Here is a 13820-nt window from a genome sequence, read left to right as displayed (position 1 = left end):
CGAGGAAGGTTGCGCAGATTGCGACAGTTTTCAATCCCTGAGATCAACCCCAACGACCGGCCGCATAACTGCTATACCAGAGGAGTGGTGAGCTGCGGATAGGTATCAACGCCCCTCTGTTATCCCACCCCCGTACAACACTTCTCGCAGCCAACGTTTGAGGAATAGGGAATATGAGTATTTCACTAACACGAAGGAACGTGATAATCGCGGGGGTCGGCGCGATGCTAACGGCATTTGTTCCGATAGCCAATGCTGAGCCTGTTGGCATACCTGGCTTCAAAAAACACGCGAGACAACAACTCACGCAAGTCTGGTGCTGGGCAGCTGTTATTCAGACCCTACTGGACTATCGGGGTATCGAGTGGAGCCAGCCTGAAATCGTCGCAGCCATGAAGGGGCATGTGACCATCGAAACAGCAACCGATTATGAGATGTCAGCATTCCTCAATTCGTGGGGATTCACTCACGGAGGCATACCCTGGCGATCATCAGCTAAATTTTCTATCGGATCGCCTTCGCCTGAATTGACTGTTTCCGAGCTGCGAGCCAAACGCCCCATCATTCTGAAGTTGCGCCTGTCGCCGACCATGGATCACGTGGTAATCGCGTATGTCGCTAACGTGCTTGCCAGACCTGGACAACATGACGAACTGAACAGCGTTACCTACATCGATCCTGTTGACGGCGACATCCATCTGATGACCGGAAAGCAGTACGTGTCGAAAGTAGTCGGACACTGGCTTGTCGATATTGAGAGCGCTTGAAACTCCTAAATGTGACGCGAGCAGAATTCGGGGCGGCCCCAAATTCTGCCTCGGCCGCATAGGTCAGCACTTCCCATTGCAGTGAGGCGGCAACATCAGCGACTGCCACTGATGTTGGTCCAATTGCCGTACTTACTGGCCTCGACCACGCTACAGAGCCCTTCCCTCCCTTCGGCGACCAAAATCCCTTGTTCAATTGCAAATCATCACGCTCGGGCTAATTCATATGGCCAGCTGTGCGGTGATCTATCTCATTGTAGGGTTCGGCGCGCACATAGTTCTTCGGACGAGACCATCGTCAGCCAAATGGGTCAGTTGCACCTCAGGAACAACGATCGTGTTTATCGCTGTCGGTTTGCTCGCCGAGCGGATGCTGGATAGCGACGAGAGTCTGCTATCGACAGCTATGGGTCGTTAACCGCCCTTGGGGAGAGGCAGAAAACGGCCAAAAGCGGGCCAGGACACATTGTTAACAACTTCGTAAACTGTGTAGGCTATCCGCCACCCTGATCGAAAGGTAGACCTCGGACTCTAAGCTCGCGAAATGCATGCAGGTGTCCGACGCTCATTAAGGTAGATAGAGAACTTCAATGTTGGCTTTAGTCTGCGAGACTGCGTGCTCTAGCCAACTCTGCAAGTACGGACCAGTCCTTCTCCGCCAGTCTAGCTTCCATAGCTAGCTGCATGATTTTGACGTACGACTTCGGTCGCGGGCAGGGCTAAACCCTTTGAAGCAGCCACACTCAGGGCCAGGTTCGCATCCTTCAAGCCGAGCGACAGCTTGAATCCTGGGTCGTATGTTCGCGCTGCCACATTAGCGCCATACCGACGGTAAGCGCGAGCACTACAGGAGGCAGAGGGGAATTGAGTGAATCAATCCGTGCCTTAGGCTGCCGGCCCTTTGGGTAAGCGTCAGCAAGTTCTTGCTGACAACGACACTGGGGGAATGCTGGTAAATTCCGATGCGATCGGGGGGGGCTCGGTGGCTGCATTTCGTACCTGGCGCGCTGCTTACGCTGTGCGTAGAGCTTTAGGCTTAAGTAAACAATTATTGTCCTTGCGGCTGTTTTATACGTTTAGTGGAAAGATTCCTTTCCCTAACAGCGTGCACCTCGCCATACCCTCATCAGGCTGGACCTCCCCACTCAAGGGCCTGAAGGACACGGCGAACTTGTTTGGCCCCTATCTCAGTTTCGCAGAGCATGATCGGTGCAGTCCCTCCGAGCGCTTTATTCGGTGTCGACATCCAATGTGCGGCAGTCACTGGTGTCTCTAATATCTCCTCGGCCAAGTGACTGACCACAGCAATTCTGTCCAAACGCTCGGAGGCCACAGGATCAAGGTTCTTGTGCGCGCGCCGCCGTCGTTCAAGCGCCGAAGTTGATGCATTGAGCAGCGTTTCCAGGTGGCGGTCTTGAAGGTCAAAGGCCAAGCGAAAAGCCTGGATGAGGTCAGCGGGAAACCCTACTTTTATTTGGTACAGCCGCTCCGATTCCGTCAGCGGCGCTCGATCGGAACTGAATCGCCAAAAGGCCGCGATGCCGTCCTCTCGGGACACCTCTTGCTTTTTTGCCGGACGTCGAGTCGCAGTTGAAGTGCTCATTAACACTTCCCCCAATGATTGCCCATCCAAAGGAATATGAGCTAACGCCTGTCTAACCGGAAGCGCCATTGAGCGCCAGTGGAATTCCATAACGCCCTAGGTCGATAAGACGATGGAGCCATTTACCCTCTACGTATCCACAGACCAGGATCAGCGGCTTTGGGCTGATGATGAGTTGCCACTGCGGTCAGTCGATGCTGGAGCTCAGGAAGGGCTCGGTCAGTCGGTCGACCCTTCGCTCTTCGAGCTGCCCGGCCCGCAGGATCTCGTTTGCATTGGGATAATGCCGTAACAGCTGGCGGGCCTGACGTCGCATGGACGCTGAAAGCGCGGAATCTTCTGCAAGCTCGACCAGAAAGTCTCGCGTCTGGATGAGTGCGCGCGTGCGCTCGTTGGGCATTGTCATGGTGTCCTCCTCGTACACACCGTGCACGGTCCAGCCGCTCTGCGCTTGATGGCATCCGACGCAGTTTCCTGCCTGGTAAATCGCCTACAGCCTACACCTAAACCAAGACGGCCCATTGAGTCTATCGCCGGGATCGGCCCGGGCTTTTCGAGAATCAGGCCCCTGTCCTCCTCGGCGTACCGTCAATCAAGGCCACCGGGCAAAAACCGCAGTGAGGTTTGAGAATCTTGCTTTCTCAAACCTGTTATTTCCCTCGCAAATTCGATCAATGGTGGGTGCTGTACAAGTGTAATTACATGCCCTATAGCGCAGTACGAATTCGTCCGTAGTGCGGTCATTTTGACTCCGATACATTGCGGCGCCAAGTACCAAAAGCCGCGCCGCATCGACATAGCGCAGCGCACTGTGCGCATCGGCCAGCCGACATATTGATCAAGACTTTCGGGCTCCATCGATTACGCGTGGCCCAAATGGCAAAACCATGGCGCAGCGAATATCCGCTACTGAACACAGCGCTGCAAGGCCATCACGTTGAGGGTACGTGTCCGATGGTCACGGTGGTTTTCCACTAGAAAGAAAAAGGGCTAGGCCCACGCCCAACATCAATCGGCTAGTTTCAAAATACACTCGACACAAATCGTCACTTCGAAAAGCCCACCAAGACCTCAGCTACAACAAGAGCCGATCACGGCAGGCACTCCCCATCAGAAATTGTACTTATCGAAACGACGCTTAAAGGCTTCTGCCGATCCTTCCATTATGTCGAGCACTGCGGTCGTAGTATCAATCTGATCAAGCCCACCCACGGCCAGTCTGGTACCTCGTCCCTGCGCAACCGCCAAGGCACACACCAGGTCCGTATCGGCATTCACGGGAAGGTTGGCGTTATGAGTGGCCAAGATCAACTGACGCTGATTTTTTACCTTGCGCAATAACGGCACCAACTCGCGATAGATAAAATTGGAATCCAATTCGTCTTCCGGCTGGTCAATGATGATCGGCCCTTCCCCTTTGGCCAGGAGTAAATTCAACACGGCCGTGTTGCGCTGCCCTTCTGATAAGGCATTACTCTGCACACTTCCCACCAACGTGCGATCCGCCCGATACAACTCAATGTCGACCCGCTCTTCAACTCGGGTCAGTCGGGCATTGCGCCATTGATGCTTCTGTTCGTTGAAGTAAAGTTTTAGCTCTCCCTTATATTCCAGCAGGGGTAATGGCAACGCACGATCATCGGCCAGGATTTCTCGAATATGCGCCCAAGGCGAATCAGCCTCGGGATGAACCTCTTTCAGGTGTCGCAAAAAACTTTCAAACAAAACCTTGCCAATGTGCTCCCACGCTCGCCCCAACCGACTGCGACCATCGGGCGCCATGAGGTTCCATGCTTGAAGAAAGCCTTGATCATCCGCCATTTGTTGAATGAGCACGCGAATGGAGCCTCGAGCCTTGTCGCTAATCTCTGCGGCCACCCGCTGTCGAACCGCAAACTGTCGAACCCATAACAAGCTCATGTCGTGTAACGCTACATTCAGGCGGTCGCGTTGTGGAGTCAGGACGTCCAGGCGCTTTTGCTTGTCTTGCAACAAGAGCTGCTTGGCCTGACGGGCTTTGTCAATTTCCTGCAGGCGCGCCACATCCTGTGGTTGTAAACCCCGTTCATGACACGCAGTCAGAAAAGCTTCTTTGGTGCCATCCAACTCCACCGACACTTGATCCCAGCCGTCCCCTTGCTCAAACAATTGAATCGCGTCTTGGCGCATCTGCTGCGCCAGCGCCGCCACCTGCGCCTGGTAACTTTGTCTAAGCGTGTCGGTTTTTTGCGTCAGCGCATTGAACCAATCGGCTCTGGGCCATGCCTCAACCCGCCCGTCATTGAGAACGCCGCGAGCGGACAACTCCTCCGCAAGTGTGGATAAGCGATTGATATCCTCAGTCACTTGGATATTGACCTGCTCGACGTAACGCCGTGCAGTTTCCGCTCGCTGGTACTGTTGAGCCTCCGCCAACACCTCACTGCGAGCTTGCCATTGCCGATTCAATTCCTGCAGCTCTTGATTGAGCACCTTCACCTCCGCGCTCAAGGCGCTGAGCTGATCCATGGCGGCAAACAGTTGCTGAATCTCCGCGCGCAACGTGTCCTCTTGCCCTTTGAGCCCTTGCAGTTCCGCCGAGCACGCCTCATCAATCATCGTTAGTAGGCTGCCGCCGCCATGCACACCGGTGAGTTCACTGATTTGCTGCTGGCTGTAAAACTGAACGGGCAGCTGCCGCAGATACACCGAAAAGTCGTGGGCTTCTCCTTGGAGCAACGCGTGTCCCAGCGGAGGTCTCAGCGAGATGATGTCGACCTGACCGGGAATACTTTCCCAGCCCACTTGTATTTCAGACTCATCGGTGTAGGTGGCTTTTACCCGGTCGAACTTGGCGCGCACCGAATCCGAGAAGACGTCGCCCTGATCCCTGCCGAAGGCGAACCGAAGGAGCTCCAACGCCGTAGACTTTCCGGTGCCCCGGCCGCCAATCACCGTATTGAGATTGGGTGAAAAGTAGATTTCCAGGTCGGCAAGGTACTTGAGGCCCCGGCACTTCAGAAATACGATCCGTGGATGGGTTTGCTCATCGGAAGGGCGCGGGGCTTGCAGACGAAGTCGTGATTTGGCATCCAGAAACGCTTGCCGTAACGAAGACACCGAGGGTTTGGAGGACTTGACCCACGTGTGACGATAACCCAGCGCATTCGGGAGCGGTCGACCCTCTGCATCTGCTTTCAGCGACTTGGCATCCGAGGACTGCACATAGGCCGGTTGCAGGCCCACACGCGACCAATCTTTGTTACGCCCCTCAAGAATGGCGCGGTATTTCTCTGAAATGGGGTACCCGGTCAACTCCAGTGCGAGCAAGCCTGGCAGCTGATAGTCATCAATATTCCGCGAAGCTGATAACAATCCATCTTGCTGGTCGGCATGCGCCGCGATCACGATTCCGCCATGCTCCTTCTGCACCGTATCGAGCAAGGTTTTCATGCTGATCGCCTGTTCGCCTCGGCGAAGCGCTGCGGGTTCTCCCCCCTTGAAGCGCTGGTTCTCCGCCAAACCCAACTTGATCAGGATCATGTTGACGCGCTGCACGTGGCGCATTTTAGTCGCCGGATCGAACAGGCATAGGACGTGGTAGCCGATGTCGACTTCAAAACCGGGCAGAATGACAAGGGGCGCACGGTCAAGCTCCTTGGCGACCGATTTATTCTGCTCAACCAGGTGAGTGAGGAACCAGTCACGTGGTTCGGATTTTTCCGCGAAGTTGTGGTCGGTGATGCCAATCACTTCCAGTTCAAGTTCATGGCAGCGTGTGAGAAAGCGCTTGGCTTTGCTCTGAATATCTTGCTCGTCAGGTACACCATTTTGAAGGGGGCGCCGAGGACTCAAGAGACGCAAGTCATCATCTGCCCAGTGCTTGTTGTCCTCGGGTGTCTGCACCTGAAAATCTGTTTTAAACCAGTGCATACCTCGATATTCGCTCACCCGACCTCCTTTTCTCTCGCGAGCTTGTGCAATTGATGTCAGCCGTATTTAGCATGGAAGAAGCGCTTTACTCACAACCCCGATGGGAAATTCACAATACACGCTCTAAGGACAAAAGAAGATACGCCCGGCAGATCATCCGGCTGGGCTAGCAGCAGCCAACGTGGACCCGCGGCAGGCCAGTCGGTGCCGGCTCCAAGACCCCGTGAGCAGGGGATACCCGTAAACGCGCTCACCTGCGCCCCCTTAAAATACCAATCCCTTCTGGTACTTGGATCAGCCTCTCTACCACTAGGCGAGTGCCCTGGCTGGTGGAGAGCCGTGCATAAGGAGTTTTACCCAAGCAGCGCCTCTTGGATTGCTGAGCCAGCGTCTGGCTTTGCTTCCCAAAGAGCACCTAGGCCGTAACGGTGATGTGCGCATAACGGAACAAGCGATCACGCTCAGAGCTGACCGCAGGCCAACCGAGTGGCGAGGATAGTAAGCGAAATGATCTGGTTGCTGGGCGCACCAAGGTTGCAGCGTGTCTCGACACTCGCACTGGAGAAGCCCGCCGTGATGAACTTGAGGATGTCCTGCTCAGAATCGGGGATCCGCAGCCACGTTTCCAGCTGGGAAGCCGCTTCGTGCAGCACTTCAACCTCCATGGGTCGCCTTTGGGCTGAGGCCTCGTGCAGAAAGCTTCCAATCATCACTGTTGGCCGTGAAGGTGACGGGGTCGCCTTCCTTCAGTCACGCCTGAAGTGTGCCCCCCCTCCCCTCGCGTCTGTTAAGCCGATCCATCAACTTCCGCGCCAGTTTCGGGTCGGCGACGCAACGGAGAGTGAGCTGCCGCCTGAAGTCGGCACCCCGCAAGTGATCCGACCGGTTCCAGGTCTCCGTCCACAACCAGAGCGAGATCCAAGAAACGATTCGCCTGTGCCGAGCGCGCCCTCAACACCTGCTGAGCCTCGGCTTTGAACTACTCGGCGAGATATCACTTGGTCGTTTTGACTTTGCGCTTACCTTTCATCACGGTACTCAAGGTGAGTCACGAACGTTGCTCCTTAAATGGTATTGAGCGGACCTCATCGGTCGTAGGAAATGAGGCAATCACCAATCGCTGCTCTTATTTTTGTTTGAGCCAGTAGATTCGGATTCACTGGAGACAACGCGCCGCCCCGAAGCGCGCCGCCTTTTTTTGCCTTCCATTTGAATGATTTGTAGAGGACTGGGCCGCACCTCTTCCACTAATGAACTCAGACGCTCCAGTTCACCGATGGCCCGTAATACGGCGATCAGGTTGATCAAAGTGCCTTTGCCCTGACTGAGTAACAGATGCAACGTCTGACGGCTGATCGCGGCATTTTCGGCCACCGTTTCCAGGCTTATGTTTTTCCTCAAGCGTAACGCTTGAATACGTGCCCCTACCGTGATGCCGAGGACTTGATCGGTTTGAGCTCGAAGTCGCATAACGTCTACTTCCCTAGACCTTAACTGTTGTCTACGCACTTTACGTTGTGAATTCTAGACAGTACACACGGAACCAGACGCTACCCGCTCCACTGTGCGGGTGCATCACAGCCCCGCACGCCTACGGAAGTTTGAAAACCGCAAAAGCCCGCCTTTGTCCCTTGGCGTACCGCGAATTGGGCGTGCTCGCCTACGGACGGCGATCAGGTTTGAGAATCTTGAATTCTCAAACCTCATCAATTGCTCGCCAGGGCGATAAAAATGCATACGAAGGATTTGCTATTTCCTAACCACTGGATAATCAAGCAATCACTTTACACTTACCTGAATGCCCAGTGATCGCAACTCTGATGTCAATATCTCAATGTCAATTGATCAAAACCAAACCAAGCCAAGACCCCGTCTCTCCTAAGTTTTAGCCAAGTTGAATCGTTTTGACACGATGTGTCTGCCCATAAAACGATGCAGTACGCGCTGTCCAGGCGATAAGGATCGGCGGCCTCGGGGTCGAACATTTCCAGGAAGGGATGGGTTTCGTACACCACCAATGCACCGCCAGGTTTGAGGGTCTGGGCGACATGGCGCAAGAACGCGCCGATGTCCGGCATCCAGTTCAATACGCCGATGGTGATCAGCGCCACATCGAAGCGCTCATGAAGTTCAGTCGGCAGGTGATGAATGTCGGCCTCGATAAACTCGGGCTCATGCGGCGAGAGGCAAGCCAGTTCTCGCGCCTGATCGAGAAACGCCTCGGACTGATCCACGCCCACCACCCTGCACGCCCCCAGCGCAAACAGCGAGATACTTTCCCGCCCGTTGTTGCAGCCCAGTTGCACCACGTCCTTGCCATCGACGCCGACCTGCTCCAGCACACCGCGGAGTGTGTCGTCGATGCAGCAAAAATCGCGCTGACTGACCGCCTTCACCAGGGCCCGCCAATCGGGGGTGTCTTTATGGTGTCGGGCGGAGTCGTTCCAGGCATCGCGGTTGCTGGCTATGGCTTTTTCTTTGGTCGGCATTTCCATTGCGCACTCCAGAATTCGGCTTTTGTTTGACCGGCACGAGTCTAGATCAGGGTGCTGAGAAACCCCATTGGGCGTTTGTTGGAATGTTGTAATCCGGGCATCGCGAACGCGAGCCCGTACGGCAGCTATAGTTAATGGCCTTGGGGAAGTGCGGGAAAACCGATTTCGCAGGTGTTGCCATGAAAACAACTGATCTGACGCTGATGTTCGCCCTTAGCCTGACCGCCATCACCGGCGCCCACGCGGACGATACGCTGACACCCACCACCGATTACAGCAGCAACTTCAACTATTACGGGGCTGACCAGCCCTTCGCCCACCCGGTGCCGCCCTCCCTGAGTACGGTGCCGCCTCGGTCATACATCCCGACGGCCCCTCAGGATTTCATCCCGATTGCCAGCCAGCATGAGTTCTACGACTCGGTATTGCCGACGGTCGCGGATGCCTCCGTTCGAGTGTTCATCCGCTCCTACGATCCGGAACGTGGCGTCTACGTCAACGAAGAAGTCTTCGACCCCCGGTGCGTGCTCGAATGCCTCAGCCGTCAAAGTGTTACGTTGCAATAAGGCTCACCACTGGCGTTTGTCCGGGCGTGCGAGGCCGAGTTTCTCGATCCGGTAACGCAGCATGTCGCGGCTCAGGCCCAGCAGCCGTGCAGACTTGGTGACATTCCAGTCGGTCTTGTCGAGCATCTTGCGCACCATGTCGCGCTCGACTTCCGGCAGGTTCATCGACTCGGTGCCGTTGTACACCGGCCGCGGCTCGTGGTGCTGTGCTTCCTGCAGGATGATCGGGTCATCCACCAGGCTCAGGCACACGTTCAGCTGATGGGCCGCAATCGTATCGCTCTGCGCCAGCAGCACGGTTTGCTCGAGCATGTTGCGCAATTCGCGCACGTTGCCCGGCCAGCTGTAGCTGAGCAGCAATTCTTCAGCCTGGTCGCTGAAATGCAGGTTGGGTTTGCCATAGCGTTTGCCGTGGATCGCCAGGAAGTGCCGGGCCAGCAGCAGGATGTCTGCGCCACGGGCATACAGGCGCGGAACCTTGATCGAAATAATGCGCAAACGGAAGAACAGGTCACGACGGAACTTGCCCTGTTGCACCATTTGTTCGAGGTTGCAGTTGGTCGCGCTGATCACCCGCAAATCGACCTTGCGCTCCTTCACCGAGCCGACCCGGCGGATGGTCCGGTCTTCCAGCAGCTTCAGCAGTTTGGCTTGCAGCAGCAGGTCCATTTCACCGATTTCGTCGAGAAACAGCGTGCCGCCATCGGCCGCTTCCACCAGGCCGACTCGGCGGTCCTTGGCGTCGGTGAAGGCGCCCTTCTCGTGGCCGAACAGTTCCGACTCCACCAGATTGGACGGGATCGACGCGCAGTTGAATTCAATGAACGGACCTTTGCTGCGCGGACCGTCGAAGTGCAGCGCCCGGGCCACCAGTTCCTTGCCGGTACCGGTCTCGCCTTCCACCAGCACCGGCGGCAGGTCGGTATTGGCCATGCGCCGCTCGGCGTCGAGCAACTGGGCAATGGTGTTTTTCAAGTATTGCATCGGAGCCGATACTCCGATCAATGCCTGTACTCCTGACTTCTGCGCCTCGCGCTCCTGATAAAACGACAGCGTGCGCTCCATTCGATCAGTGGCCAGGGCCTTGTCCAGCAGCAGCTTGAGCTCCGGCAAGGCCACCGGTTTGGTGACGTAATGAAAAGCGCCCTCTTTCATCGCCACCACGGCATCTTCGACGTTGCCGTAGCCGGTCATCATGATCACTTTCAGATCCGGCGCGCTGATGCGCAGCTTCTGGATCAGGTCGTGACCGCTCATGCCTGGCAGCGAGTTATCGGTCAACACCACATCAGGGGTGAACGTACTCAGTTTATCCAACGCCTCTTCAGCCGAGTGGCAGACCGTCACCTCGAAGTCTTTGCGCTCCAGGTAGGTCTGAATATTCTCGGCCAGGAGTTCATCATCCTCGACCAGCAGTATGCTGTGCTCCATAGTCCCCTCCCGTTGCCACTTTGAAATTGAGACAGACGCGGGTTCCTTCCTGCTCCTGGCTGGTCAGTTCGACCGAGCCTTCGAAACGCTCCATTATTCGTTTGACGAGGGCCAGGCCAACGCCCAACCCTCCCTGTTTGGTGGTGAAAAACGGCTTGAAGACCATCTGTTGCTGCTGCTTGGTCATGCCTTTGCCGGTATCACTCAAGGTCATCCGCACCTGTCCGGATCGGGGCTGTTCGATATCGATACTGAGCATGCCGCCCTTGGGCATGGCTTCCAGGGCGTTGGCAAACAGGCTATTCAGAATTTGTGTGAGCAGCACCTGTTGGCTGACGATCGGTGGACAGGTTTGCGGTGTGAAGCGCACTTCCACGTTCGAGCGTTTGATCAGTGCGTCGAAAGCACTCAGGGTGTCATCGATGGCCAGCACCAGGTCCACCGTTTCGTAGTCATCGTTCATGGGCCGCAACGACACCAGCAACTCCCGGACCCAGCGCGACATGCGATCGACCTGGCTGATGATGTCGCCAATGTTCTTTTGCGCATTCTGGCTGGCGATTTCCTGGGCCAGTTCGGCGCTGGAGCGAATGTTCGCCAGCGGATTGCGCAAGCTGTGGGCGACCGCCGAGGACATTTCCCCCAGGGCGACAAAGGTCTCGTTAGTGATCAGTTGTTTCTGCTGGCTCTGCAGCAGCATGGACGCACGCCGCACAATCCAGAACAACCCAAGGTAGATGACCAGACCACCGACCAGGGTCGCCAGCCAGATTGCCCTGAAGCCACGCTGGATGCGCTCTACCAGATCCACCGGTTCCTTGTAGATCTCGACCATGGCCATGACTTTGCTTTTGTCGGCATTGAACATCGGGATGTAGTTTTCGATGAACAGGTGTTCGGGCTCACGCAGCAGTTTCTGCTCTGGACGCTCGTCGTCGATCTCGTGGTAACTGGTGGACACCGCCTCCTTCATTTCAAAGGATTCGTCGAGTTCATCATCGTTTTCGATGCGCACACCGATCAGCTGCGGGTTGGTCGACCAGACCACGGTGCGATCCAGGGCATACACGTTGGCCAACAAAATATCCGGCAGATGTTTCACATGATCGAGGAACTCGCCGCGCGAAGACGCTCGGGCTGTCGGGGTCACGTCGGGATAAGCGTTGTCATCGCGCGGGTCGAGCATTTCACCCATGGTTCTGATCGGGTTGATCGAGGCATGGCGGATTTCCGCATCGCCGATGGCCTGAACGAATTGCGCGGTCAGCATGGAGTCGCGTGCGATGCTTTCGGTGACCACGAAACGAGTGGAAATGTAGCCGAGCCCCGCCGCCACGGCGGCGATGATGAAAAAGCTGGCTAACGAAAACCAGCGCAGCAGATTGAACTGTCCGCCCCGGCTCGGCTTCCCTGCTGCCGGTGTGTCCGGCGCAGGAATTTTTTGTTGTTCCAGCGTCTGCATGAGAGTGTCCTGGAGACTTGCATCAAGCCTTTTCAGCCGCGTCAGGGATCAGTGTAGGTGGCATTGATCGTGGTTGACGGCTTCACTGATAGTATTTCGCCGCTATGGCACCTGCGCCGCTTGCAGCGGTTGTTGACGATCGGTTTCTTCCTGCAAAAATCCCATAATTGACTGCGCCGCGTTCTCGTCCAGACGCAGGTTGGGCATCGGGATTTTGTCGAAACGTTCAAACAGCTCCACCGCAATCGGGTCCTTTTCCGCGAGCATGCGGTCCGGTTCACGAATCCAGCGGCTGAGCCAGGCCGGGTCGCGCCGGCGAGTCACGCCGATCAGGTCCGGGCCGATGCTGCGCAGACCGATGCCCTGACCGTCCAGCGGCCCCAGGCTGTGGCACGACGCGCAACGGGTGCGAAACAGTTCTTCACCATTGCTTGGCGGGCGAATCTCGGGCGCATCGGCGTAACTTTCTCCAACGCTGGGTTTCTTCCAGTTCTGCAAGGTGTTGGCCAACTGATCGGCGAGGATCCACGGGTTCTCGAACGGCGAGGCTTTCATCCAGCGGCCCGTGGACTGGTTACCGACGATCAGGCTCAGGTTGTGGTCTTTGTTGCGTCCGTTGTCGACGCCTTCGATGAACAGCCCGAGTTTTTTGCGCAGATCGGTGACGTCTTCGAATTCGCCGGTCAGAAACTTCCAGCCCGGCCCGACCTTGAAGCGTTGCGCGTAAGCCTTCAGCACCTCGGGCGTGTCGCTGAGCGGGTCGATGCTGATGGAGTAGAAGAAGATGTCCTGGCCGACCCGGTCGCCCAACAGCGTTTGCACCTGACGCAGGCGCGCGGTTTCCAGCGGGCAGGAGTCGCTGCACGAAGTAAATATGAAATTGATCACCACCACCTTGTCCTTGATCAAGTCATCGAAGAACCGTACCTGCCGACCGTCCTGATCGGTCAGCAAGGTGTTGGGGAAGTAATCGCCGCCCCAGGGTGTCGCCGATTCCGTTGGCGCCAGTACCCCTTCGCGAGCGAGCAGCACTTGAAGGGCCAACAGACAGGTGACCACGACCAGAATCAGGTGCATGCCCAAGGCGCGGGAACGCGGCGTATGCACGGGTGTGTCGGCTCGGCTGCGCTTCATTTTTTCACCGCCACTTGTGGGCCGAAGGTCAGCCCCGGTTGACGCATAAAGGCGTCGAGTGCCGAGCTCGGTGGCGCACTGCGGGCCGCATTGGTGGGGTCCTGCGGTGGCAACGGGCCAACGGCCGCCAGTGGGGTGGGGTAATTGAAACGGGTCTGCACCGACGGCGGCAGGATGTTTTCCTTGCGCGTCGTGTCTCGGCTGCCTTTGACGTCATCGATGGGGCTGGCATGCAGAGTCGCTGTGCTCAGCGTCATAGTGAGCAGGACGCTCGCGGGCGTTATCAGGCTGACCCATTTGAAGGGGTGCCGCGCTTTTCTGTCCATCACCAGCCACCTCGAAGTCGTGAAGGAGGTAGTGGTGGTTTTGCAAGGACCTCGCCAGATTTGTAACAGATTTGTAGAAAACCAATAACGTCGACAAAACAATGGTTTATCAACACCAATGCGT

The 13820-nt window shown here is 56.4% G+C and carries 11 protein-coding genes and 2 pseudogenes; 2 read left to right on the top strand and 11 right to left on the bottom strand.

Annotation, left to right across the window (positions count from 1 at the left end; all coding sequences use genetic code 11):
* Positions 1-173: 173 nt before the first annotated feature.
* Positions 174-767 (top strand): papain-like cysteine protease family protein, encoded by a 594-nt coding sequence (locus ACA070_RS10935; protein WP_497451117.1) that lies wholly within the window; start codon positions 174-176, stop codon positions 765-767.
* 663 nt (positions 768-1430) lie between these two features.
* Here ACA070_RS10935 and ACA070_RS10930 read toward each other — a convergent pair.
* The 7 genes and pseudogenes from ACA070_RS10930 to ACA070_RS10900 form a co-directional block, all read right to left on the bottom strand.
* Positions 1431-1580 carry an NAD-binding protein gene (locus ACA070_RS10930; RefSeq protein ID WP_497451116.1) on the bottom strand — a complete coding sequence of 50 codons (150 nt, stop codon included), beginning with the start codon at positions 1578-1580 and terminating at the stop codon, positions 1431-1433.
* Positions 1581-1893: 313 nt separating this feature from the next.
* Positions 1894-2370 (bottom strand): Xre family toxin-antitoxin system antitoxin, encoded by a 477-nt coding sequence (locus tag ACA070_RS10925; protein WP_497451115.1) that lies wholly within the window; start codon positions 2368-2370, stop codon positions 1894-1896.
* Between the two features lie 187 nt (positions 2371-2557).
* A complete protein-coding gene (locus tag ACA070_RS10920; RefSeq protein ID WP_458509467.1) occupies positions 2558-2776 on the bottom strand; it encodes a BPSL0761 family protein in 219 nt (72 codons plus the stop codon).
* A gap of 704 nt (positions 2777-3480) precedes the next feature.
* Positions 3481-6300, bottom strand: coding sequence for a TrlF family AAA-like ATPase (locus ACA070_RS10915; protein WP_497451114.1), 2820 nt, complete (start codon positions 6298-6300; stop codon positions 3481-3483).
* A gap of 443 nt (positions 6301-6743) precedes the next feature.
* On the bottom strand, positions 6744-6947 hold the full coding sequence (locus tag ACA070_RS10910) for a hypothetical protein (protein WP_497451113.1): 204 nt from the start codon (positions 6945-6947) through the stop codon (positions 6744-6746).
* A gap of 445 nt (positions 6948-7392) precedes the next feature.
* Positions 7393-7752, bottom strand: a complete 360-nt coding sequence (locus ACA070_RS10905) for an XRE family transcriptional regulator (protein WP_497451112.1) — start codon at positions 7750-7752, stop codon at positions 7393-7395.
* 467 nt (positions 7753-8219) lie between these two features.
* A pseudogene (locus tag ACA070_RS10900) lies at positions 8220-8777 on the bottom strand (class I SAM-dependent methyltransferase); the annotation flags it as partial.
* Positions 8778-8956: 179 nt separating this feature from the next.
* On the opposite strand from ACA070_RS10900, the gene ACA070_RS10895 reads away from it, so the two are divergent.
* On the top strand, positions 8957-9343 hold the full coding sequence (locus ACA070_RS10895; RefSeq protein WP_497451111.1) for a hypothetical protein: 387 nt from the start codon (positions 8957-8959) through the stop codon (positions 9341-9343).
* Positions 9344-9346: 3 nt separating this feature from the next.
* Here the strand turns inward: ACA070_RS10895 and ACA070_RS10890 are convergent, their stop codons facing one another.
* From ACA070_RS10890 to ACA070_RS10875, 4 genes and pseudogenes are all read right to left on the bottom strand, one after another.
* Positions 9347-10774, bottom strand: a complete 1428-nt coding sequence (locus ACA070_RS10890; RefSeq protein WP_497451110.1) for a sigma-54-dependent transcriptional regulator — start codon at positions 10772-10774, stop codon at positions 9347-9349.
* Positions 10743-12236: a sensor histidine kinase gene (locus ACA070_RS10885; RefSeq protein ID WP_497451109.1), complete on the bottom strand. Its 1494-nt coding sequence runs from the start codon at positions 12234-12236 to the stop codon at positions 10743-10745. Before ACA070_RS10885 ends, ACA070_RS10890 begins: the two co-directional genes overlap by 32 nt.
* Positions 12237-12338: 102 nt before the next feature.
* Entirely contained in the window at positions 12339-13370 is a 1032-nt protein-coding gene (locus tag ACA070_RS10880; protein ID WP_497451108.1) for an SCO family protein, read from the bottom strand.
* Between the two features lie 26 nt (positions 13371-13396).
* A pseudogene (locus ACA070_RS10875) lies at positions 13397-13696 on the bottom strand (copper oxidase); the annotation flags it as partial.
* Positions 13697-13820 lie beyond the last annotated feature (124 nt).

The sequence above is a fragment of the Pseudomonas sp. LBUM1678 genome (assembly GCF_059695575.1).
This window is presented reverse-complemented; position numbering and strand designations above follow the sequence as displayed.

Bases quoted from the DNA above. Each gene is read 5' to 3' on its own strand.
- ACA070_RS10935 (WP_497451117.1), top strand. From the start codon at position 174: ATGAGTATTTCACTAACACGAAGGAACGTGATAATCGCGGGGGTCGGC.
- ACA070_RS10925 (WP_497451115.1), bottom strand. From the start codon at position 2,370: ATGAGCACTTCAACTGCGACTCGACGTCCGGCAAAAAAGCAAGAGGTG.
- ACA070_RS10920 (WP_458509467.1), bottom strand. From the start codon at position 2,776: ATGACAATGCCCAACGAGCGCACGCGCGCACTCATCCAGACGCGAGAC.
- ACA070_RS10910 (WP_497451113.1), bottom strand. From the start codon at position 6,947: ATGGAGGTTGAAGTGCTGCACGAAGCGGCTTCCCAGCTGGAAACGTGG.
- ACA070_RS10905 (WP_497451112.1), bottom strand. From the start codon at position 7,752: ATGCGACTTCGAGCTCAAACCGATCAAGTCCTCGGCATCACGGTAGGG.
- ACA070_RS10895 (WP_497451111.1), top strand. From the start codon at position 8,957: ATGAAAACAACTGATCTGACGCTGATGTTCGCCCTTAGCCTGACCGCC.
- ACA070_RS10890 (WP_497451110.1), bottom strand. From the start codon at position 10,774: ATGGAGCACAGCATACTGCTGGTCGAGGATGATGAACTCCTGGCCGAG.
- ACA070_RS10885 (WP_497451109.1), bottom strand. From the start codon at position 12,236: ATGCAGACGCTGGAACAACAAAAAATTCCTGCGCCGGACACACCGGCA.
- ACA070_RS10880 (WP_497451108.1), bottom strand. From the start codon at position 13,370: ATGAAGCGCAGCCGAGCCGACACACCCGTGCATACGCCGCGTTCCCGC.